At 45.4% G+C, this 20,383-nt stretch carries 23 protein-coding genes and 1 tRNA gene; 22 read left to right on the plus strand and 2 right to left on the minus strand.

Annotated features, from left to right (window positions below; translation table 11 throughout):
- Positions 1 to 63 precede the first annotated feature (63 nt).
- The 18 genes from H569_RS0115265 (at position 64) to H569_RS0115350 (ending at position 16,942) form a co-directional block, all read left to right on the plus strand.
- Positions 64 to 4,488, plus strand: a complete 4,425-nt coding sequence (locus H569_RS0115265; protein ID WP_027365698.1) for an NAD(P)-binding protein — start codon at positions 64 to 66, stop codon at positions 4,486 to 4,488.
- A complete protein-coding gene (locus H569_RS20595; RefSeq protein WP_081411055.1) occupies positions 4,489 to 4,929 on the plus strand; it encodes a hydrogenase iron-sulfur subunit in 441 nt (146 codons plus the stop codon).
- Entirely contained in the window at positions 4,926 to 5,597 is a 672-nt protein-coding gene (locus H569_RS0115275; protein WP_027365699.1) for a methylenetetrahydrofolate reductase C-terminal domain-containing protein, read from the plus strand. The genes H569_RS20595 and H569_RS0115275 overlap by 4 nt, the downstream gene beginning before the upstream one ends.
- Complete coding sequence (locus H569_RS0115280; RefSeq protein ID WP_027365700.1) at positions 5,594 to 6,517, plus strand: methylenetetrahydrofolate reductase; 924 nt, start codon at positions 5,594 to 5,596, stop codon at positions 6,515 to 6,517. The genes H569_RS0115275 and H569_RS0115280 overlap by 4 nt, the downstream gene beginning before the upstream one ends.
- Before the next feature lie 137 nt (positions 6,518 to 6,654).
- Positions 6,655 to 6,969 (plus strand): YbjQ family protein, encoded by a 315-nt coding sequence (locus tag H569_RS0115285; protein WP_027365701.1) that lies wholly within the window; start codon positions 6,655 to 6,657, stop codon positions 6,967 to 6,969.
- Between the two features lie 211 nt (positions 6,970 to 7,180).
- Positions 7,181 to 7,969 (plus strand): DnaD domain-containing protein, encoded by a 789-nt coding sequence (locus H569_RS22305; RefSeq protein ID WP_027365702.1) that lies wholly within the window; start codon positions 7,181 to 7,183, stop codon positions 7,967 to 7,969.
- Positions 7,970 to 7,985: 16 nt separating this feature from the next.
- Positions 7,986 to 8,714, plus strand: a complete 729-nt coding sequence (locus H569_RS22310) for an ATP-binding protein (RefSeq protein WP_027365703.1) — start codon at positions 7,986 to 7,988, stop codon at positions 8,712 to 8,714.
- Positions 8,715 to 8,739: 25 nt separating this feature from the next.
- Positions 8,740 to 9,825, plus strand: coding sequence for a cobalt-precorrin-5B (C(1))-methyltransferase CbiD (gene cbiD, locus H569_RS0115300; protein WP_027365704.1), 1,086 nt, complete (start codon positions 8,740 to 8,742; stop codon positions 9,823 to 9,825).
- Complete coding sequence (cbiE, locus tag H569_RS0115305; RefSeq protein ID WP_027365705.1) at positions 9,813 to 10,445, plus strand: precorrin-6y C5,15-methyltransferase (decarboxylating) subunit CbiE; 633 nt, start codon at positions 9,813 to 9,815, stop codon at positions 10,443 to 10,445. The genes cbiD and cbiE overlap by 13 nt, the downstream gene beginning before the upstream one ends.
- A complete protein-coding gene (gene cbiT / locus H569_RS0115310; protein ID WP_027365706.1) occupies positions 10,438 to 11,031 on the plus strand; it encodes a precorrin-6Y C5,15-methyltransferase (decarboxylating) subunit CbiT in 594 nt (197 codons plus the stop codon). The genes cbiE and cbiT overlap by 8 nt, the downstream gene beginning before the upstream one ends.
- Before the next feature lie 26 nt (positions 11,032 to 11,057).
- The gene (gene cobI, locus H569_RS0115315) at positions 11,058 to 11,768 is read left to right on the plus strand and encodes a precorrin-2 C(20)-methyltransferase (protein WP_027365707.1); all 711 of its coding nucleotides are present in this window, start codon (positions 11,058 to 11,060) and stop codon (positions 11,766 to 11,768) included.
- Positions 11,768 to 12,523: a precorrin-4 C(11)-methyltransferase gene (gene cobM, locus H569_RS0115320; RefSeq protein ID WP_027365708.1), complete on the plus strand. Its 756-nt coding sequence runs from the start codon at positions 11,768 to 11,770 to the stop codon at positions 12,521 to 12,523. Before cobI ends, cobM begins: the two co-directional genes overlap by 1 nt.
- Positions 12,520 to 13,587, plus strand: a complete 1,068-nt coding sequence (locus H569_RS0115325) for a cobalt-precorrin 5A hydrolase (protein ID WP_027365709.1) — start codon at positions 12,520 to 12,522, stop codon at positions 13,585 to 13,587. The genes cobM and H569_RS0115325 overlap by 4 nt, the downstream gene beginning before the upstream one ends.
- Complete coding sequence (gene cobJ, locus H569_RS0115330) at positions 13,587 to 14,306, plus strand: precorrin-3B C(17)-methyltransferase (RefSeq protein ID WP_027365710.1); 720 nt, start codon at positions 13,587 to 13,589, stop codon at positions 14,304 to 14,306. The genes H569_RS0115325 and cobJ overlap by 1 nt, the downstream gene beginning before the upstream one ends.
- A complete protein-coding gene (gene cobK / locus H569_RS0115335; protein WP_034630925.1) occupies positions 14,303 to 15,076 on the plus strand; it encodes a precorrin-6A reductase in 774 nt (257 codons plus the stop codon). The genes cobJ and cobK overlap by 4 nt, the downstream gene beginning before the upstream one ends.
- 1 nt (position 15,077) lies before the next feature.
- Positions 15,078 to 15,449: a sirohydrochlorin chelatase gene (locus tag H569_RS0115340; RefSeq protein ID WP_027365712.1), complete on the plus strand. Its 372-nt coding sequence runs from the start codon at positions 15,078 to 15,080 to the stop codon at positions 15,447 to 15,449.
- Positions 15,446 to 16,066: a precorrin-8X methylmutase gene (locus tag H569_RS0115345; RefSeq protein ID WP_027365713.1), complete on the plus strand. Its 621-nt coding sequence runs from the start codon at positions 15,446 to 15,448 to the stop codon at positions 16,064 to 16,066. The genes H569_RS0115340 and H569_RS0115345 overlap by 4 nt, the downstream gene beginning before the upstream one ends.
- Positions 16,067 to 16,270: 204 nt before the next feature.
- Positions 16,271 to 16,942: a cell wall hydrolase gene (locus tag H569_RS0115350; RefSeq protein WP_027365714.1), complete on the plus strand. Its 672-nt coding sequence runs from the start codon at positions 16,271 to 16,273 to the stop codon at positions 16,940 to 16,942.
- A 24-nt stretch (positions 16,943 to 16,966) separates the two neighbouring features.
- Here H569_RS0115350 and H569_RS0115355 read toward each other — a convergent pair whose 3' ends face one another.
- On the minus strand, positions 16,967 to 17,590 hold the full coding sequence (locus H569_RS0115355) for an Asp23/Gls24 family envelope stress response protein (RefSeq protein WP_407638092.1): 624 nt from the start codon (positions 17,588 to 17,590) through the stop codon (positions 16,967 to 16,969).
- Positions 17,591 to 17,930: 340 nt separating this feature from the next.
- Here H569_RS0115355 and H569_RS0115360 point away from each other — a divergent pair, with 340 nt between their 5' ends.
- Both H569_RS0115360 and H569_RS0115365 read left to right on the plus strand, forming a co-directional pair.
- Complete coding sequence (locus tag H569_RS0115360; protein WP_027365716.1) at positions 17,931 to 18,362, plus strand: hypothetical protein; 432 nt, start codon at positions 17,931 to 17,933, stop codon at positions 18,360 to 18,362.
- Positions 18,363 to 18,395: 33 nt separating this feature from the next.
- Entirely contained in the window at positions 18,396 to 18,989 is a 594-nt protein-coding gene (locus tag H569_RS0115365) for a DUF3786 domain-containing protein (RefSeq protein WP_027365717.1), read from the plus strand.
- Between the two features lie 53 nt (positions 18,990 to 19,042).
- On the opposite strand, the gene H569_RS0115370 is transcribed toward H569_RS0115365, so the two are convergent.
- A complete protein-coding gene (locus H569_RS0115370) occupies positions 19,043 to 19,363 on the minus strand; it encodes a carbohydrate-binding protein (protein WP_027365718.1) in 321 nt (106 codons plus the stop codon).
- 156 nt (positions 19,364 to 19,519) lie between these two features.
- Between H569_RS0115370 and H569_RS0115375 the strand changes: the two genes are divergently transcribed.
- Both H569_RS0115375 and H569_RS0115380 read left to right on the plus strand, forming a co-directional pair.
- Positions 19,520 to 19,596: transfer RNA gene (locus tag H569_RS0115375), tRNA-Pro, on the plus strand.
- Positions 19,597 to 19,976: 380 nt separating this feature from the next.
- The coding region (locus tag H569_RS0115380) for a transposase (protein WP_027365719.1) at positions 19,977 to 20,383 on the plus strand (407 nt) is incomplete at its 3' end.

Below are 20,383 nucleotides of genomic sequence, written 5' to 3' on the forward strand. Positions count from 1 at the left end.
TAAATATTTTTTTATATTTTTATGTTTGGATGGACTCTAAACCTAGAGGACGGGTGTGATGTCATGAATAAAGATAAAATAGGAGCAGTAATGGTAGTAGGTGCCGGTATTTCCGGCATCCAGGCATCACTTGACCTTGCAGAGTCCGGCTACTATGTATATCTCGTGGAGCAATCACCGGCCATCGGGGGCACAATGCCCAGGCTGGACAAAACTTTCCCCACCAACGATTGTTCCATGTGTATTCTGTCTCCCAAGCTTGTAGAGTGCGGAAGACACCTGAACATAGAAAAGCATATGCTTACCGACATCGTGGACGTTCAAGGTGAGCCGGGTAATTTCAAGGTAAAGCTGCGTAAACAAGCTAGGTATATTGATTTAGAAAAATGCACCGGCTGCGGCGAGTGTGCCGGAGCCTGTCCTGTTGAGGTACCCAGTGAATTCGATGCGGACCTGGGCAAAAGAAAGGCTATTTATAAAATGTACGCCCAGGCCATGCCCGCTGCATACGCCATTGAGAAAAAAGGGACCTCGCCCTGTAAGGCTGCCTGCCCTGCGGGGGTCAACGCACAGGGCTATGTGCAGCTTGTCAAACAAGGCAAATTTATTGAGTCCTGGCAGCTAATCTACAAAGACAACCCACTGCCGGCAATTTGCGGCAGAGTATGCACTCACCCTTGTGAATCGGAATGTCACCGCAAAAGTGTTGACAAGCCGGTCAGTATCAGAGAATTAAAACGCGTTGCGGCCGACGTGGCTTATCGGGATCTCGATGCTCTCCCTCTGCCAGAATCAGCCCCTGCCAATGGAATTAAGGTTGCTATCATTGGCTCAGGCCCTGCAGGCTTGTCAGCTGCTTACCAACTGGCCAAGCAGGGTTATTCCGTTACTATTTTTGAAGCTTTACCGGTTGCCGGCGGCATGCTGCGGGTGGGCATACCCGAATACCGCCTGCCCAAACAAATTGTTGACCTGGAAATAGGCTTACTTGAAAAAATGGGCGTGGAAATCAAGCTAAATTCTCCGCTTGGTCCCGAGTTAACGATTAACGACCTTTTGGGCCAGGGGTACAAAGCTGTGTTTCTCGCCATTGGTGCGCATAAAGCAGCGTCACTTAACATACCGGGTGAAGATCTGGCAGGTGTAATCCCGGGCGTTGATTTTCTGCGCCAGGTCAGCCTGGGCGAAAAAGTCACCCTGGGTAAGCGCGTTGCCGTGATCGGCGGCGGCAACACGGCTATGGACACTGCCCGTACAGCTCTGCGCACGGGCGCGGAAGAGGTAACCATTGTTTACCGCCGGTCTGAAGCTGAAATTACTGCCGCCGAGGAAGAAATACTGGAGGCTAAAGAAGAAGGCATTATCTTTAAGATGATGACCAGCCCCGTGGCTCTGCATGGCGTAGATGGCAGGGTCTGCAAACTGGAGTGCATTTGCAACGAGCTGGGAGAGCCTGACGAAAGCGGCCGCCGCCGACCGGTACCCGTGGCCGGCAGCGAATTTGCCATTGACGTGGACAACGTGATCATAGCCATCGGTCAGGTGCCGGAAGTTTCCGGTCTGAACGGAGCTGTTGAATTATCCAAACGTAACACTATCGTAGTCAACAAAGACACCCTGGCCACCAATATTGCCGGCGTATTTGCCGCAGGCGACGTGGTTACCGGGCCTGCTACGGTGGTTGACGCCATCGGCGCTGGTAAAAAAGCCGCATATTCCATTGACCGCTACTTGAGAGGCGATCAAGCTACAGTGGAATATAACAGACCTGCCAGTGACAGTATTGTTGATTTTCCCAAGCACGCCCCGGCGGTTATGGTTGCCAACGAAAGGGCGCACGGCAGCTTTGTGGATCCGGAACAGCGGATCAAAACTTTTGAAGAAGTCTCTCTCGGTCTAAGCGAGGAAGAAGCGCGCCGGGAAGCCGGGCGCTGTCTGAATTGCTCCGTTTGCTCCGAATGTGGCGAATGCGTCAAGGCCTGCTTACGTGAAGCTGTTAACCATAACATGCAGGATGAAGAAGTGGAAATTGAGGTCGGTTCCATTATTCTCAGTTCCGGGGCTGAACTATGCGACCCCTCCGACCTGTTCTATTTTGGTTATAAAAAATACCCAAACGTCGTTACCAGTATTGAGTTTGAACGTATATTAAGCGCCTCAGGACCGTATGCCGGCCACTTGGTCAGGCCTTATGACGAAAAAGAACCGCTTAAAATTGCCTGGATCCAGTGTGTTGGTTCCAGGAACGCCAGAATCAAGCATAATTACTGTTCTTCGGTATGCTGCATGTACGCCATCAAGGAAGCTGTTATCGCCAAGGAGCACAGTCATGCCGAGCTGGACACCACCATCTTTATGATGGATATGCGTTCATACGGAAAAGATTTTGAAAAATACTATGACCGGGCCAGAAATGAGCACGGTGTTAAGTTCGTGCGCTCACGCATCTATGAAGTGACGGAATCCCAGGACGAAAGCAGGAACCTGATTATTCGTTACGCCAATGAGGACGGTTCCATCAGCACCGAAGAATTCGACCTGGTTGTCCTGTCTGTAGGCTTCCAGGCTTCCAAGAAAGCTATGGATGTTGCCGGTAAGCTGGACCTGCAGCTTAACAAGTTCGGCTTTGCCGAGCTGGCGCCATTATCAGGCGTGGGGACCAGCCAGCCAGGTATTTATGCCGCGGGAACGTTTGCAGGTCCCAAGGATATACCGGAAACAGTAATGCAGGCCAGCGCTGCGGCATCGGCGGCCGGGAGTTTGCTCGGAGAAGTGCGCGGCACACTGGTTAAAGAAAGAGTATTCCCGCCGGAACGCGACGTAGCGGGCGAAGAACCCAGGATCGGCGTATTTGTCTGCAATTGCGGCATTAACATCGGCGGCGTGGTTAAAGTACCCGAGGTTGTGGAAATGGCCAAACAGCTGCCCAACGTGGTATACGCCGGCGAATACCTGTATGTATGCTCTCAGGACAGCCAGGCGAACATGAAAGATATTATTAATGAGCATAACCTCAACCGGGTGGTGGTTGCTTCCTGCAGCCCCAGGACCCACAAGCCGCTGTTCCAGGAAACATTAAAGGAAGCCGGCTTGAACAGGTACCTGTTTGAAATGGCCAATATTCGCGACCAGTGTTCCTGGGTGCATATGCACGAGCCGGAGAAAGCCACCGCCAAAGCCAAAGACCTGGTTAAGATGATTGTTGCCAAGTCTGCACTGCTGCAGCAGATTCACCAGGGCTCTGTTGGTGTAACCAAATCCGCGCTGGTCATTGGCGGCGGTGTTACCGGTATGACCAATGCCCTGAGTCTGGCCGGGCAGGGCTATGAAGTGCACCTGGTTGAAAAATCGGCAGAGCTTGGCGGAATAGCCAGAAGAATAAGAAAAGGCTTTAAAGGCGAAGATATCCAGTCCTTTGTCACCCAGCTGGTTAACCAAGTAACTGATAACCCGCTGATCAATATTTATACCTCCGCAGAAATCAAAGACGTTACCGGTTATGTCGGCAATTTTAACACCGAACTAACCGACGGCCGGACCATCAAGCACGGTGTAACCATTATAGCTGTAGGCGGTCAGGAATACCGGCCCACCGAGTACCTTTACGGCGAAAGCGATAAGGTAATGACCCACCTGGAACTTGAGGAGGCAATTACCCAAGGCAAGGTCAAGGATGCCCGTAATGTTGTGCTGGTTAACTGCGTTGGCTCCCGCGAGCCTGAAAGACCTTATTGCAGCAGGGTATGCTGCTCCAAGTCAATCAGCCTTGGCTTGAAAATCAAAGAGAGCAACCCGAACGCCAACGTTTTCATCCTTTACCGTGACATTAGGACTTATGGCTTCCTGGAAGAACTATACGAAGAGGCCAGGTCCAAGGGCGTAATTTTTGTACGTTACAGCACCGAGAACAAGCCGGTGGTCGAAAAGGACGGCGATGCAATTAAAGTTACCGTAACCGACCACGTGCTCGGCCGGCCTATTGAAATAGAAGCTGATATTGTCGGACTTGCTGCGGCAATACTTCCGCCCAAGGACAATACCAAACTAAACAGGCTGTTTAAAGTGCCTCTTAATGCAGATGGTTTCTTCCTTGAGGCTCACATGAAGCTGCGCCCGGTTGATTCCGCCTCAGAAGGCGTGTTTATGGCTGGGATAGCGCACGGGCCCAAAAACATGGAAGAAAACATTGCCCAGGCCAAGGCTGCGGCTGGCCGCGCGGCAACCATTCTAAGCAAGGACACCCTGGAGTCACACGGAGTAGTAGCGGTTGTTCAGCCTGACAAGTGCGCCGCATGTCTAACTTGCGTAAGACTGTGCCCCTTCAGTGCACCGCGTGTTGTTAATTATGCGGCGGAAATTCAATCCGTCCTGTGTCAGGGATGCGGAACATGTGCCGGTGAATGCCCCAATAAAGCCATCACCCTGCAGGGATATAACGATCGCATGTATATCAAGATGGTAGACGGTTTATTTAAGGAGGTGCGTTAGGTGGCTGAATTTGAACCTAAAATTGTTGCGTTTTGCTGTCATTATTGAGCTTACTCAGCCGCGGACCTGGCAGGTTCGATGCGATTGCAGTATGCTCCAAGTGTAAGAATTATTGAAATGCCGTGTTCAGGCACCATTGATCACCGCGTGCTCCTGCAAACTTTTGAAGACGGCGCTGACGGTGTATTTGTTGCTGGCTGCATGGAGGGTGACTGCCACTTCCTTAAGGGTAATTTCCGCGCTAAAAAACGGGTGCGGCAAGTCAAGGCAATTCTTGACGAAATCGGCTTTGGCGGTGACCGTTTAGATTTCTTTAACCTGTCCGCAGCTCAGGGGCAGCGCTTTGCTGAAATTGTTAAAACCATGACCGACCGTGTCATGGAGCTGGGGCCTAATCCTCTGAAACTGAAGAATGCCAAGAAAGAAGGTGGCGCAGCTTGATTATCGCCCAACAAAAACCTGTTAAAGACATTGCCGCTATGATTAGCGAATGCAAAAAAGTATTGCTGGTTGGCTGTGCCGGTTGCGTGACTGTGTGCCTGTCTGGCGGCGAGAAGGAAACCGAAGTGCTGGCTTCCTCACTGCGCATAATGCGCAAAATGGAAGACAAACCGCTGGAAACTGTTACCTATACCGCAACCAGACAGTGTGATCCTGAATATGTTGCTATGATTGATAACTACACCAAAGACGTAGATGCCATTATTTCGTTGGCCTGCGGCGTTGGAGTTCAGTACCTGGCGGAACGTTTCACTGATAAGTGGGTTGTTCCTGCCCTTGACACAAAATTTATCGGCGGCTCAACCGTTCACGGCAACTGGGAGGAAAAATGCGGGCTGTGCGGTGAGTGCATACTTCACCGTACCGGTGGCATTTGCCCCATTATCCGCTGCTCCAAGAGTATTTTAAACGGCCCCTGCGGCGGATCCCAGTATGGCAAATGTGAAGTCAGCAAAGACGTGGACTGCGCCTGGCAGCTAATTTACGACAGGATGAAAGCTCTGGGTAAACTCGATAAGCTGATGGAATTCCATCCGCCCAAAGACTGGTCCAAGTCCCGGGATGGCGGTCCGCGCAAGGCTATCAGGGAGGATGTGATGATCGATTGAAAACTGAAAGTAAACTGCAACAAATATTAGATAGCGGTCAATTTGCCGTAACTGCAGAAATTGGGCCGCCGAAGCACTCCTCTGCTGAAGGAATCCGCCATCATGCTGAAATGATGAAGGATTACGTGGATGCCACCAACATCACAGACAACCAGACCGCTATTGTGCGTTTGTCCAGCATTGCGGCCGGTGTGCATGTACAGAGTTGCGGCATTGAGCCCATTGTTCAGATGACCTGCCGCGACCGCAACAGAATTGCCATGCAATCCGACCTCTTGGGCGCTTATAGCCTGGGAATGCGCAACGTTCTCTGCCTGTCCGGCGACCACCAGAAATTTGGTAACCACCCGACTGCCAAGAACGTATACGATATTGACTCCATGCAGTTGATTTATTACTTGCGCCGCATGCGCGATGAAAAACTTTTCTTTTCCGGTGAAGAGATTAAGGAGCATGAACCCCGCTTCTTTATCGGTGCAGTGGCTAACCCGTTTGCTGATCCGTTTGAATTCCGGGTGGCCCGCCTCGAGAAAAAAGTTGAGGCCGGTGCTCAGTTTATCCAAACCCAGTGCATTTTTGATATGGAACGTTTTGAGCGTTTCATGGAAATGGTACGGGAGCGCGGCATCGACCAAAGAGTGCATATTCTGGCCGGTGTAACACCAATGAAGAGCTGGCGTGCAGCTAAATATATTCAGAACAACGTCAGCGGCATGATCGTGCCCGACGAACTGGTGGAACGCCTTAAAAATGCCGAAGATCCCAAGCGCGAAGGCGTTGAAATATGCATTGAGCAAATTAAGTATATTAAAGAAAACATCAAGGGCGTGCACGGTGTACACATAATGGCCATTGCCTGGGAAGAAGTAGTACCTGAAATCGTTGAGAGAAGCGGGCTTTACCCCAGGCCCAAAATCTAGCTATAAATAGTTGTAAAAAAATCCGCGCAGACTAAAATGTGCGGATTTTTTATTTTCTTTTTATTTGTTTAAGGAAGGATTGTTTAGAGCACTGACGTAAATAATTAATATTAACTAAATCTTGGGAGGTATTTATGATGATATTGACTACGACGCCAAATATTGAGGGAAAAACGATAGAGAGTTACCTGGGAATAGTATGTGGTGAAGCTATCATGGGCGCAAACGTAGTCCGGGACCTATTTGCCACGATAACCGATATAGTCGGGGGAAGGTCGGGAGCATATGAGGCAAAATTAGCCCAGGCCCGTGACATCGCTATGGAAGAAATGGCCGCTAAGGCTCAAAGGCTTGGCGCCAACGCCGTTGTGGGAATAGACATTGATTACGAGGTGGTCCGGGAAGGGATGCTGATGGTCACCGCAAGCGGAACAGCCGTCAAGCTTTATTAAATAATAACCGTAGGAAGTGGAATTTCTCTTTATACCACTGGATCAGATGCCCATTCCGTCAAATAGCTTGGACAGGGCCTGCACCAAGCTGAAGAGCTTTTAGCAAAATTGTTGTGCCAAAAATCCACTTAAACAGCAAGAAAATCAGACCAATTTTAATGGTGGACAAACCCAACACTCTGCCATAAAATAAATTGGAGGAGAGATTGGAATGGGAATCACGGTATCAAAAACTGCAAAGAAATACAAAACAGGAAATATTACTGCTGCTTTTGGCAGTGACCTTTTCCTTCAAGGCTCTACAACAATTCCCAATTTATTATTGAAGTTCTATAGTCAGCTAGGCATAGACGACTCAGAAATGATGCTGCTTATTCAATTAATTAGATTGCGCACTGAAGATAAGAACTTTTTCCCCTCACTGGAAGTATTATATCCATTACTTTCAGGCAGTGAAGAACAGATTGAGAATAGCCTGGAAAGCTTGCTTCGCAAAGAATTAATTAAAGTATCCGATTTTTTTGATGCAGAAAGAGAAGTGGTTTTTAAGGGTTATGATTTTGAGCCCCTGTTTGAAAAGCTTTCTGAAGTATGGGCATGCGCCAAAGTGCAGGAAAATCAAAATATACGAAAATTTATCGAGGTTGAACAATTTCAACAAGCTTCAATAAATTTATTTAAAAATTTTGAATCGGAATTTGGCAGGCCGTTGTCTCCGATGGAAATTGATCAAATTAACTCATGGTCCCGAAGGCTTCAACCGTTTTTGGTGCTGGAAGCTTTAAGGCGAGCCGTTTTATTAGGTAAACATAATTTTAAATATATAGATAGTATTTTAAGGGAATGGGAAAAAAACAATATAACCTCAGTCTGTGATATTGAAGAATACGACAGGAGATTTAAAAATAAACAACCTGCTAAGAAAAAGCTGCAAGACACTAAAGAAAACAATAAGCAGAACAATAAAAAAAGTTTGATCAAATCACTTTATATGAATTGAGAAAGGTTGGCTAACATTGGTCTTTTGCCGGAAGTGCAGCGACAGCGGTTTGATCATACATGACGATTTTGTGGAACAATGTTCATGTTATAAGCAGCGAGCTATAACTTCAAAGATTGTGGCTTCGCAAATACCTCCTAAATTTCAAGGCTTTACTTTTAAAAATTTTAACCTGGGTTTTTACTCTAAAAGCAGCATAGATCCTGAAAGGAATAAATCATTGCGGGATATTGCAGCAAGTACTTTACTTGCTGCCAAGAGTTTTGTTAACAACAGCCTAACTGATTCCTCTACTGAAGGTCTGCTGTTAACAGGGCCGGTCGGGAGTGGCAAAACTTTTTTGGCCTGTTGTATAGCCAACGAACTTTTATCCAGGAATAAAAAAATCCTGTTTGCTGTAGTTCCCGACTTGCTGGACCAGATTAAGGCGACATACGGATCCAACAAATCAAATACAGTTACGGAATCAGACTTGTTGGATTCGGCACGTGAGGTACCCATACTGGTTTTAGACGATTTGGGTGCCCATAATTATACCGATTGGACACGCAATAAAATTTTTACTATTATCAATTACCGGCTTAACAATCTTTTGCCGACTATCATAACCACTAATATTAATCTGGAAGACCTGGAAGAACATCTTGGAGAAAGAACAACTTCGCGGATTTTGCAAATGTGTAAGCCCTACCGGTTGCTTGTGGACGTGGATATTCGCATGCAGCTTGCTAAAGCCGGTAAATAACAGCTTCTAAGGAGCAGAAGCAGGGATGAGAACTGGAATAACAACCGGAGCATCGGCAGCAGCCGCAGCAAAGGCTGCTGCTATATCTTTGCTTACAAATAGTACACCTTCGGAAATAGTTGTAGTGAACCCGGACGGTAAGGCTATCAAAGTGCCGGTACACCGTTATTTCGAAGTGTTAAACGGCAAAGGTGCAGTTGTAATCAAAGATGGCGGAGATGACCCCGATATCACTCATGGTCTGGAAATATTAGCTGAAGTAGTTTTGTCAGCTGATAATCACATAAATATTGTTGGAGGGCAGGGGATTGGCACGGTAACCAAGCCGGGGCTACAGGTGCCGGTAGGCAAACCAGCCATTAACCCTGTTCCACAGTGGATGATTGAAACTGCATTAAAAGAAGTTTTACCAGCCGGGCAGGGCTGTCTTGTAACGATAAGCGTTCCGGACGGAGACAAAGTAGCTAGAAGAACCTTAAACCCGAGGCTGGGTATAACCGGAGGAATATCCATACTTGGCACCACCGGCATAGTTTTACCAATGTCTGAGGAAGCATATAAGGATTCCCTGGTGCCTTTAATTGACGTGGCCGTAGCTGCCGGGTTGAAAAGCATTGTCCTGACGCCGGGCAGACTGGGAGCTAAATGGGCCGCAGCCCACGGAATGCCTGAAAAAGCCGTGGTTGAGATGAGTAATTTTGTGGGATTCATGCTGGAAAAATGCGTGGACAGAGGTATAGAAGAAGTTCTACTCTGGGGACATCACGGTAAATTAATAAAAATTGCCGCAGGTGTATTTCATACCCATAGCAAGGTAGCTGATGCCAGGCAGGAAACTTATGCCGCGCTGGCCGCATCCTGCGGGGCTGAAAAAGAAATAGTATTAGCCATAATGGAAAGCTTAACAACAGAAGCAATATTGGAGATTTTAATTATTAATAATTTAACTGAAGTTATAAGCATGGCAGCGGAAAGGGCCAGCTCAAGGGCTGAACAATATGTTAGGGGCGGCCTGAAAATAGGAACGGCGTTCCTTTCCATGAGCGGAAAAGTAATAGCGGCTGACTCAAAGGCCCGTTCGATAGGTGGGAAACTGGGATGGCGAATGTAACTATAGTTGGTGTGGGGCCAGGAAGCAAGGAATACCTAACCCGGGCTGCCGAAAACGCGATTTATAATGCCGATGTTTTAATCGGAGGCCATAGACTAATAGAAATGTTTAACTCCCTGCCTGCAGAAAAAATTACCATTACCGCAGAGCTTATGCCTGTTTTACAATTAATTAGGAGTAAAACACTTAATGGGAATAAAGTTGTGGTTCTGTCTTCCGGTGACCCTGGTTTTTATGGAATTCTAGCTACTATTAAAAGACATTTGCCGGATTTAAACGTAAATGTCATTCCCGGCATATCATCGGTGCAATTGGCTTGCGCCAGAATAGGGATACCCTGGGATGACGCTGTTTTGACCAGCTGCCACGGGCGTGACATTTTACCGCTGGTAGCAGCGGTAAAAAAACACAATAAAGTTATTACCCTGACCGGACCCAAGCAGAATCCTGTTGAGATAGCCCGTGCCCTGCTGGCAGGCGGCACCGGCAACAGATCCGTATATTTAGCCTGCAATCTAACTTACCGGAATGAAGTAATATTAAGCACTGACCTGGAAAAACTTGCCACCTTAGATCAAAGTGATTTTAGCAATTGTGTGATGGTGATATATAGTGACTAGATTTTGGCCATTTTCGACCCCTGGTATACCGGACGATGTTTTTAAACGTGACAAAGTGCCCATGACTAAGGAAGAAGTCAGAGTGCTGACCCTGGCTAAAGCCAGATTGGCTCCAGGACAAGTAGTATGGGATATTGGCTCCGGAACCGGTTCTTTATCCATAGAAGCTGCGCTGCTAACACCTGGAGGAACTGTTTATGCTATTGAAAAAAACACGCTGGGTGTAGAGTTGGGCCGGGATAACGCCAGTAAAATAGGAGTCGACAACATAGTTTTCATCCAGGGTGAGGCACCCGGCGTTTTAGAAAAACTTCCCGACCCGGACCGGGTTATCGTAGGCGGTAGCGGTGGATACCTACCCCAGGTGCTGCAAGTTGCCATGAACAGGCTTAACAAAAAAGGACGGCTGGTAATTAACGCCGTAACAATGGAAACTTTGACCCATTGCACTGAGGCCCTGTCAGAGAAGAATTGCGATATCATCCAGGTTAACATATCCCGCGCCGAGCCGTTTGGGAAATACCGGATGTGGCGGGCACTAAACCCAGTTTACATCATTGCCTGTGAAAAAGAATTGCAGGCTTAATACTTAACAAGAAAGGTGAATACGCATTGACGGGAAATTTTTATGGGATTGGAGTTGGTCCGGGCGACCCGGAATTGCTTACGATAAAAGCTCAAAAAATTTTATCCGATATTGATGTATTATGCGTTCCCAAATCACGTCTGGAAAAGGATAGTTTAGCCTTATCCGTAGTAAAAAACACGGTATCCAGGGAGTATCAAATACTGGAATTAGAGTTTCCCATGTCCCGCAATCAGCAGCTGCTGGAAAAATGCTGGAGTGAAGCAGGCGCTCATGTAGCCGCCGAACTATTGTCCGGCAAAAACGTTGCTTTCATTACCATCGGTGACCCGACTTTATACAGTACTTACGGTTACCTGCTGAGATACATCAGGAAAAACCATCCGGAAATAATTACTTCAACCATACCTGGCATTACATCGGTAACCGCGTGTTCTGCTTTTATTCAGGAGCCGCTGGTGGAAAGGGAAGAAAAACTGGCGATCATACCAGCAGCTTATAATCTTGAAGATTTACGTACAATATTGGACCTTTTTGACTCAGTGGTATTAATGAAAGTTAACAAGCGTCTACCGGAACTGATCAACTTTTTTAAAGAGATTGATCATGTGGAAGCGTATTATGTCAGTCGTTGCGGCTATCCTGATGAGTTTGCGACCAATAAGCTTGAAGAAATTGGAGATAAGGACCTAGATTACATGTCCTTAATGATTGTTAAAAGGCGGAGGGGTATTTAATGATTTATTTTGTGGGCGCGGGTCCCGGCGACCCCGATTTAATTACTGTTAAAGGAGCCAAAATCTTAGCCCGGGCTAAAATCGTCATTTACGCCGGCTCGCTTGTCAACAAGGAAATTCTAAAAATATGCGACCGGAACGCTGAAATATATAACAGCGCGGGCATGACCCTTGAGCAAATTACTCAAATAATGATAGAAGGGCACAGAAACGGCCTGGAAGTAGTTCGCCTCCATACTGGAGATCCCTCTTTATACGGCGCTATTCAGGAGCAAATGGACGTATTGCGCAAGGAATCCATACCCGTTAGGGTAATACCTGGAGTCAGTTCCTTTTTGGCAGCGTCAGCAGCCATCCCACATGAGCTAACATTACCGGGAATCACCCAGACGGTTATTTTGACCAGGATGGAAGGGCGCACGCCTGTGCCGGAAACGGAAACATTAAGATCACTGGCCGCTCATAAATGCACCATGTGCATATTTTTAAGCGTCCATATGCTGGAGGAGCTGTCTGCTGAACTCGTTGCCGGTGGTTATAGCCGGACCACCCCGGTTGCCGTTATTGAAAAAGCATCATGGCCAGAAGAGCGGATTGTAACCGGCAACCTGGGAAACATCGCAGGTAAGGTTAAGGAAGCAGGAATAACCAAAACAGCCATGATTATTGTCAGTGAGGCGTTCCAAGCCGATTATCTTCCGTCACGGCTTTACGACGCTGATTTTACTCATTCTTATCGTGGAGGAAATCAGTGAAAACCGCCGTTATCTGCATCACCAGGCGAAGTCATAATTTAGGTTTACAAATTAAAAACAAGCTTGGACAAAACGGCGTAGAAGCAGACCTTTACGCATTTAGCCAGGGCTCTGTCAGATCTGATGACACTGTTTATTTTCAAAACTTGTCCGGTATTGTAAAGGAAATATTTCCATCATATCGCCAGATTATTTTTATTATGGCCCTGGGCATTGTTGTACGGGTTATTGCAGGCCTGGTGAAGGATAAAACCGTTGACCCCGCAGTTATCGTCATTGACGAAAATGGCCATAACGTAATCAGCGTACTTTCAGGTCATCTCGGTGGAGCAAATAAGCTAACCAGGCTTATTGCCGGGCTGATTGGCGCCAGACCTGTAATCACAACTGCTACCGATGTCCAGGGTTTGCCTGCAGTTGATGATTTGGCCAGGGAATATAATTATGCATTAGATCCTGTATCAGCCGTTAAAACTGTCAACAGCACCATTGTCAATGGAGGAACAGTTTATTTTTACGGCAGTGAGAAACTTAAAATCGCCAAAGAAAAGTCGTTACATTATTTTGCTCTTTCCGATTACCCAGACCGCCAAAGGTCGGCAGACTTCAATGTAATCATTACCAGCGAGATTATAAACAACTGCCATGCCAATACCATGTTTTTACGCCCGCGCAACCTGGTGGCCGGAATTGGCTGTCGTTCCGGAACGCCTGCGGACAAGTTATTGGAGGCCGTCCATACTGCACTGGAAATGTGCAACCGGTCGTCATTGAGCCTGCGGGTCCTGGCCACCATTCAAATCAAAGCTGATGAACCTGGGTTAATCCAAGCCGCTGCTGCCTTAAAAGTCCCGGTTATTGCATTTTCAGCCGAAGAAATAAATTGTTTTATCAATAAAACCGGTAGATGTATACAACGTTCTGATTTCGTACAAAAAAAAGTTGGTGTGCCGGCTGTCTGTGAACCAGCAGCACTAATGGCAACAGGAAAGGGTGAACTGCTATTACCGAAACAAAAATTCCCGGGCATAACCGTGGCAGTGGCAGAGGATCCATTGCAGTAATAGGCACCGGGCCAGGAGCAATCGAAGACTTAAGCAGCAGGGCTTTAACCGCGCTTAAAAATGCTGAGGTTATAGTTGGTTACAAAACATATGTTGCACTTATTAAAAGTATCATAGTTAATCAAGAAATAATAAGCACAGGAATGACCCGTGAAATTGAACGCTGTGCGGCGGCTATCGAACAAGCCTTGTCCGGCCGCAGAGTTGCCGTTATCAGCAGCGGAGACCCAGGGGTTTACGGAATGGCCGGGCTGGTACTTGAATTACTGGAAAAAGAAGGGGAACTAAATAATATTCCGGTGGAAATCATTCCAGGCATAACCTCGGCCACGTCAGCCGCAGCCCGCTTGGGCGCTCCCTTAATGCACGATTTTGCAGTAATCAGTCTCAGTGATCTTTTAACTCCGTGGGAAATTATCGAAAAGCGGTTGGAAGCAGCGGCTTATGCAGACTTCGTTATCGTTTTATATAACCCGGCAAGCAACAAAAGAAACTGGCAGCTTAAAAGCGCCAGGGATATTATGCTCAAATATAAAGCACCTACAACTCCGGTAGGGATAGTAAAAAATGCCGCCCGCCAGCAGGAAGAAGTTTATATCACCGATATAGAAAACATGCTGATTTATCCTATTGATATGCTGGCCACTGTAATTATAGGCAATAAATCCACCAGAGAAGCGGGAGGATTTATAATAACCCCGCGGGGGTATACCATATGATTTTAATCCTGGGCGGCACCAGCGAAAGCAGGGAGATAACCGTAATGCTTGTCAGGGAGGGTTATCAAGTATTAGCCTGCGCTGCAACTCCATACGGAGGCTCTTTACTTAAAGAAGCGGGGGCCAACGAGGTTATTCAGCAACGCATAAGCGAAAGGGAGCTAATAGACTTAATCCAATCCAGGGGTATACAGATTCTGATAGATGCGACCCATCCCTTTGCCGAACTCGTTACAACCATTGCCCAAAGCGCCTGCCGGCGCGCTGGCATCCCCTACCTAAGGTATGAAAGACCGGGCTGCACTATTCCTGAGCACGCACTAATCCATCGCGTGCAGGGATATGCTGCTGCTGCCCAAAAGTCTGCAGAACTGGCTGGCAAGACGGTTTTCGTAACTACCGGAACCAAGACTTTACCTATTTTTTACCATGAGGCACAGAACCAGGGTAAACGTGTTGTAGCCAGGATTTTACCAGATCTGGAAGGACTGAAGCTTTGCCTGGGGCTGGGTATACCCCCGGGTGATATTATTGCTATGCAAGGGCCTTTTTCCACTGCATTGAACAAAACTTTGCTCAATGAATTTAAGGCTGATGTCCTTGTTACTAAAGATAGCGGCACTGCCGGAGGCGTCGCCGCTAAAATTGAGGCGGCATTGTCACTGTCAGTTCCGGTTGTGCTGATTGAGCGGCCTATTTCTGTTCACGGTTCTGTTGATAATATTGAACAATTGCTTAGTGAAATTCTTTATCTTGAGAGGAATGATTAATTTGAAGACCGCGATAATTTTACTCAGTCATGGAAGCAGGCTTCCTGAAGCACAGGCTACGTTACAAAGAATTAAATCTTTGGTATCCGCCAGTGTGGCTGAAGATTTTATAGTCGAAGGCGCAGCATTACAATTTAACCAGCCGGATCTACCGGCCTCGATAGCCAGAGTAGTTGAACAAGGAGCAAAAAAAATCATCGTAGTTCCTTTATTCCTTTATCTTGGCCTGCATATGCAGCGTGACATACCGGAAATACTGGCCAGGGAAAAAATACGCTATCCGGGTGTCAGCATTAACATGTCTGAACACATAGGCGCAGACCCGCTCCTGTTGGAAATAATCATGAACCGGGTCAGGAGGGCTTCCAGTTGAAATACTGCATAGATCCGCAGGCAATTGAACGGGAAAGCATGGCCATTATAGAAAAAAACGTTCCAGAGTTAAGTGCTTTGCCTGAAGGAGAAAAAGCTATCACCAAAAGAATTATTCATACCACCGGTGATTTTAGTATCGCCAGCATGGTTAGGATACACCCCCAGGCTGTTGAAAACGGGCTAAACGCACTGCGTAACGGCTGCAAACTTATATCTGACGTTAATATGGTACTGGCCGGGTTAAATAAAAATAAACTAAATTCCTTAAATGTGGAATCATATTGCCTGATTAATGATCCAAGAGTAATTAAAGAGGCTGCCGAAACCGGTCAAACCAGGGCAATGGTTGCAATGCAAAAAGCAGGATCCTTAAACGGTGACATAGTGGTTATCGGCAATGCGCCCACAGCATTATTTACGCTATGCGAAATAATTGAAAGCAATAGAGCTAACCCGGCCCTTGTAGTGGGGACACCAGTTGGTTTTGTGGGTGCCGCCGAGTCGAAAGACCTGTTGGTTGCACTGAATAAAGTGCCGTATATAACAGTTTTAGGCACCCGGGGAGGTAGTACCATAGCAGCTTCAATTATCAATGCGCTGCTATTACAAATATAATTTTATTTTGGAGTCAGGAGTCAGCAGTCAGAATAAGAGAACCGGCTGTATACATTCTGAATTCTGTCTCCTGAATTCTAATACCTGAATAGTAACAAATATTTGAAATCCCCTATGGGGATTTTTTGTTTATATGGATAATTTTTCATGTATAATATATATATATATTGTCCAAGCTATTCTTTGTTGAGAAAGGAGGGGAAAATGTTTACTCATTTTTCCAAAATTGCGGGCTCAATGTTTGTTGTAATCTGCTTGTTATGCATTTGTGCCGCTAATGTTTATGCCAGTGTTGAAAAAGAAACAGGAGGTTTATTTGATGGATCAGTAAGTTATACCGTTCAACCGGGGGACACATTATCGGAGATAGCACAAACTTTTAACGTTGACTTAAATTTGTTGATGCGGGCCAACAACCTAAAAACGACGGTAATTAGGCCATACCAAATCTTAAATATACCGGCGGGAGACTCCGAAACAATAGCAACCTCGCGTGCCAACATAACCAGAGAGGATTTCTTGCTCCTGGCAAGGGCTATATATGCGGAGGCCAGAGGTGAAAGCTTTGATGGTAAGGTTGCAATTGGCGCGGTCATTTTAAATAGGATGCAAAGCCCGTACTTCCCTGATACAATCAGGGAAGTAATCCTACAGCGCAATGAACGTGTTTGTCAGTTTACCCCGGTTTCCAACGGAACCATTAACCTTCAGCCGGACGAAGCGGCATTACGTGCAGCGGCAAAAGCCCTGGAAGGTTATGATCCAACAGGTGGCGCGCTGTTTTTTTACAACCCGCATATCTCCACTGATAACTGGATCAAAACCTTACCCGTATTAACTAAAATAGGAAAACATGTTTTTGCAACTAAGGCATAAAAAGCAGGGAGAAAATCTCCCTGCTTAAACTATTTCCTGTACTTTAATGCCGGCAACGGTCACATTAATACTCTTAATCGACAGGCCTGTCATTGTTTCAATATATTTCTTAATTTTGGACTGAATATCTCTGCTTGTATCGGTTATCTTTGACGTTATATCAAGAATAACTTCAATTTCAACAGTGACTTCCTGTTCGCTTCTAATTATATTTGATCGCTTAACTTCCACAACACCGGGCACAGCAGCTGCAGCGTGGGTGGCAATAGCTCCTAACGCGCCCTGAGAGATAGATAATCTGCCATACATTGTGAATGTCGGCCTGACAATGGATTGTTCCAACCAACCCCTATTGCCCTGGTAGCCTTTGCGGCGTAAAAATACCTGTATCGGGTCAATAATAGTTTCAGGCAAACTTTTGCGCACTTCAATGGTGGGAGCCGGTATAACGTGTTTACTATGCTGTGTTCGCATTCTTCTTGCTTTCCTGATTTCTTTTTCCGATGCAATTTGCTCTATCAATACGTATTCCTTAATTGCAGGCAGCGTCAGCCTTTCGGCTATTTTGTCCACCATTTTTGTGGACGTGCCAAGCAGTAGTATTTTAGCTGGTTTAAGCCGGTCGACGCATTTTATAACTGCTTTCATATGCTCTTCATCAGTAAAAAGTGCAGTTTTTATAGCACCTATCCTGGTTGGTTGCTTTTTGGCGGAAATTCCGGCAACAATTTGATTTCCGGCGATAACTAAACCATCATCAATAATTACTTCAGCACCTAATTTATTGGCAAGTAAAACAGCCCTATGGCTCTTCCCGGTACCGCTTGGCCCTACAAGAGCATATACTTCCATATTATCCTCCTCAAAAACCGTATCCGTTTCTTTAAGGGCACGGGCTTTCTAACTTGTTTGATGTTATAATCATCTTGTATTATTATATATTATCAAAATAGTGTTTTTATAGACCAATAAACCGGGTGGGATTGATTTGGCTGAAGAATTTATCAATAATCTTAAAAAGAAATTTGAATTAAGCGAAAAAGAAACTAGTTTAATGGGTAAAACCATGCGGCGGTTAACCAGGGAAGACCGCAGGTATTACTTTAAATATATGAAGCCAAAAGAGAAAGCCTATAAAGAATACCTTGAAAATCAATATCAATCCCTGAACCCCGATCAAAAATCAGACTTTATAGAAACAGTGGTTCGCAGTTTGCTGGATAAAGGCGGCGACCCGGATATCTCAGATTCTATTGTTATGGGGGTTGTAGGCAGAATACCAGTTTACAACCGCATGCGTGAAAAAGCAGAGAAAGAGGGATTTAAGTTAAATCCATTGGTAAACTTTGGAGGCATGGGAACCGTTATTATGCTGGTGGGTGGAATTACTGCAATTATCTTATATTTACTTGCAAAATAAGGTACTGTTTACCAATTTTAGGAGGAATAATTTATGTGTAACGAACTTACTGCTCATTCTGCGGCCGTTAATGATTTTATCAACTCAAATCTTGAAGAAGTTGTTTTAAAAAGTGGCGCTTTTTTTTCAAAAGATCGCAATCATTTAATTATTGACTATTATAACCACAAACACTATGTTTCAGTGCTGAATGGCGAAGTTGTTACAGAAAATGGAGACCAAGTTTCCCTTAACGATGCCACACTGATACTGCAATATATGATCCAGTGCAGCGGGCTTCCACCAAGGGGAAGATGGATTTCATTCCTGGAATTGCCTGAAGGAATGCATCATTACGTGCCTTTTTTAAATGATGCCTGCAACCCGATTAGTCGTGAATTTGGAAATCAACCTGAAAAATTATTGGAAAGGTCTAAATTACTTGGTGGTATGCCGGCAGCTTTAGGCGATTGTTCTGTAATAATACCGGCTTTTCAAAAGTTACCGCTGGCAGTTGTAATGTGGGAAGGAGACGATGAGTTTCCCCCCAAAGCTACCATACTCTTTGATGCTATAGCCCCCCACCAATTAACCACAGCTGCACTTTGGGTGCTGGGATGTGAATTAACCAAAAAACTAATAGCTTAAATTGATACAACGTTGGATTAAAATAGTGGCTGGCAATGAGCCAGCCACGTATCTCAAGTTATTCTGTAAATCCAATTTGCTCCGTTGTTGTTGTCCCAGTTTTGACTGCTATCGCGAAAACAAAAGTTAAATTGTTTGTCTTTTAATTCTATCGTCTGCTCCCAGCCTTCACTGGTTTTGTCCATAACATAGTCTTTAATTTCTCTCCATTCATTCATGTCACCTAAACCACCATGCAGCCATACTTGACTGGCGCCTTTTTGATTTAGTAAACCGTTATATCTAACACGTATTTGTTGGCCGTCCTGCGTAAGCGGTTTTACTTGAACGCCTTGAATTGCAGCCGAGAACGTAAATGGGCTAAGAGTACTCATTTTGCACCTCCATTATATGTGTTAGGTATAGTTTAAACAAAAAAAGGCTAATTATTAGCTTTAATAGCGAGGAAGCATTTAATTAGCATAATTTTTCAGATTGACAACAGAAGCATTATAGGTTAATATATTATTTGTCGCTATTATATTAATTATCGGGATGTGGCTCAGTTTGGTAGAGCGCACGGTTCGGGACCGTGAGGTCGCACGTTCAAATCGTGTCATCCCGACCAGTTTTTCATCTTCTGAAACCCGTGAAGACTTTAAAACCAAGGTCTCGCGGGTTTTTTATTTATTAACGAGGTTAGGCAAACTCATTTTATAATCCCTAAATTTTCGCAAGTTGCCGTATTTTCGTAAGCAAATTGGTAGGCAAGTCTATAGGTTTTTATTCTCAGAAGGAGTTTCGACAAATTTAGATAATATTTGAGCCAATTGCATAATTCTAGCGCCATAAAACACAAGGCTCTTAAAATATAGAAAAACAAATTTACCCTGACCAAAAAAGTTTAAATATCTCAATAAAGCTCCCAAAAATAAAAGGTTTCACCTTATTGCTTATAGAAGTGTTCTTTATCCCACAACAAAAAACACAAGCGAGGTGAAACCCTACATGTATATTCTTGGTGGAATGCTTTTTCCCTTTGAAGTTTTACTAAAAAATTTTACTGAGACAGATAAGATATATCAGGTTTTAAAACAAATTGATTGTAAACAGATTGAACGTTTAAATGGCTGTTATATTGGGCCAGGTCGCAAAAGATACGATAGAATTGCATTATTTCGTGCCCTGGCACTTAAAAAGTTAATTGGACTCCCTACTACAAAATCGTTGGTTAAATGTTTATGTTATTCACCACTGCTAGCTCACTGGTGTGGCTTTGATCCTATGAAAAACACACCATCAGAAAGCGTGTTTTCCCGTTTTGAGAAGGATTTAAATGAGCTGAATTTACAAAAGGCGCTTAGTGATTTATGTAATGATTTAGCAAGTCAGGTTTTAGCGATTGTTGGTTCCAA

The organism is Desulfotruncus alcoholivorax DSM 16058, from assembly GCF_000430885.1.
GTDB lineage: Bacteria > Bacillota > Desulfotomaculia > Desulfotomaculales > Desulfallaceae > Desulfotruncus > Desulfotruncus alcoholivorax.

Excerpts from the sequence above, each read along its gene's own strand:
- H569_RS0115265 (WP_027365698.1), top strand. The coding sequence starts at position 64 with ATGAATAAAGATAAAATAGGAGCAGTAATGGTAGTAGGTGCCGGTATT.
- H569_RS0115285 (WP_027365701.1), top strand. The coding sequence starts at position 6,655 with ATGATATTGACTACGACGCCAAATATTGAGGGAAAAACGATAGAGAGT.
- H569_RS22305 (WP_027365702.1), top strand. The coding sequence starts at position 7,181 with ATGGGAATCACGGTATCAAAAACTGCAAAGAAATACAAAACAGGAAAT.
- cbiD (WP_027365704.1), top strand. The coding sequence starts at position 8,740 with ATGAGAACTGGAATAACAACCGGAGCATCGGCAGCAGCCGCAGCAAAG.
- cbiE (WP_027365705.1), top strand. The coding sequence starts at position 9,813 with ATGGCGAATGTAACTATAGTTGGTGTGGGGCCAGGAAGCAAGGAATAC.
- cobM (WP_027365708.1), top strand. The coding sequence starts at position 11,768 with ATGATTTATTTTGTGGGCGCGGGTCCCGGCGACCCCGATTTAATTACT.
- cobK (WP_034630925.1), top strand. The coding sequence starts at position 14,303 with ATGATTTTAATCCTGGGCGGCACCAGCGAAAGCAGGGAGATAACCGTA.
- H569_RS0115350 (WP_027365714.1), top strand. The coding sequence starts at position 16,271 with ATGTTTACTCATTTTTCCAAAATTGCGGGCTCAATGTTTGTTGTAATC.
- H569_RS0115355 (WP_407638092.1), bottom strand. The coding sequence starts at position 17,590 with ATGAAAGCAGTTATAAAATGCGTCGACCGGCTTAAACCAGCTAAAATA.
- H569_RS0115365 (WP_027365717.1), top strand. The coding sequence starts at position 18,396 with ATGTGTAACGAACTTACTGCTCATTCTGCGGCCGTTAATGATTTTATC.
- H569_RS0115370 (WP_027365718.1), bottom strand. The coding sequence starts at position 19,363 with ATGAGTACTCTTAGCCCATTTACGTTCTCGGCTGCAATTCAAGGCGTT.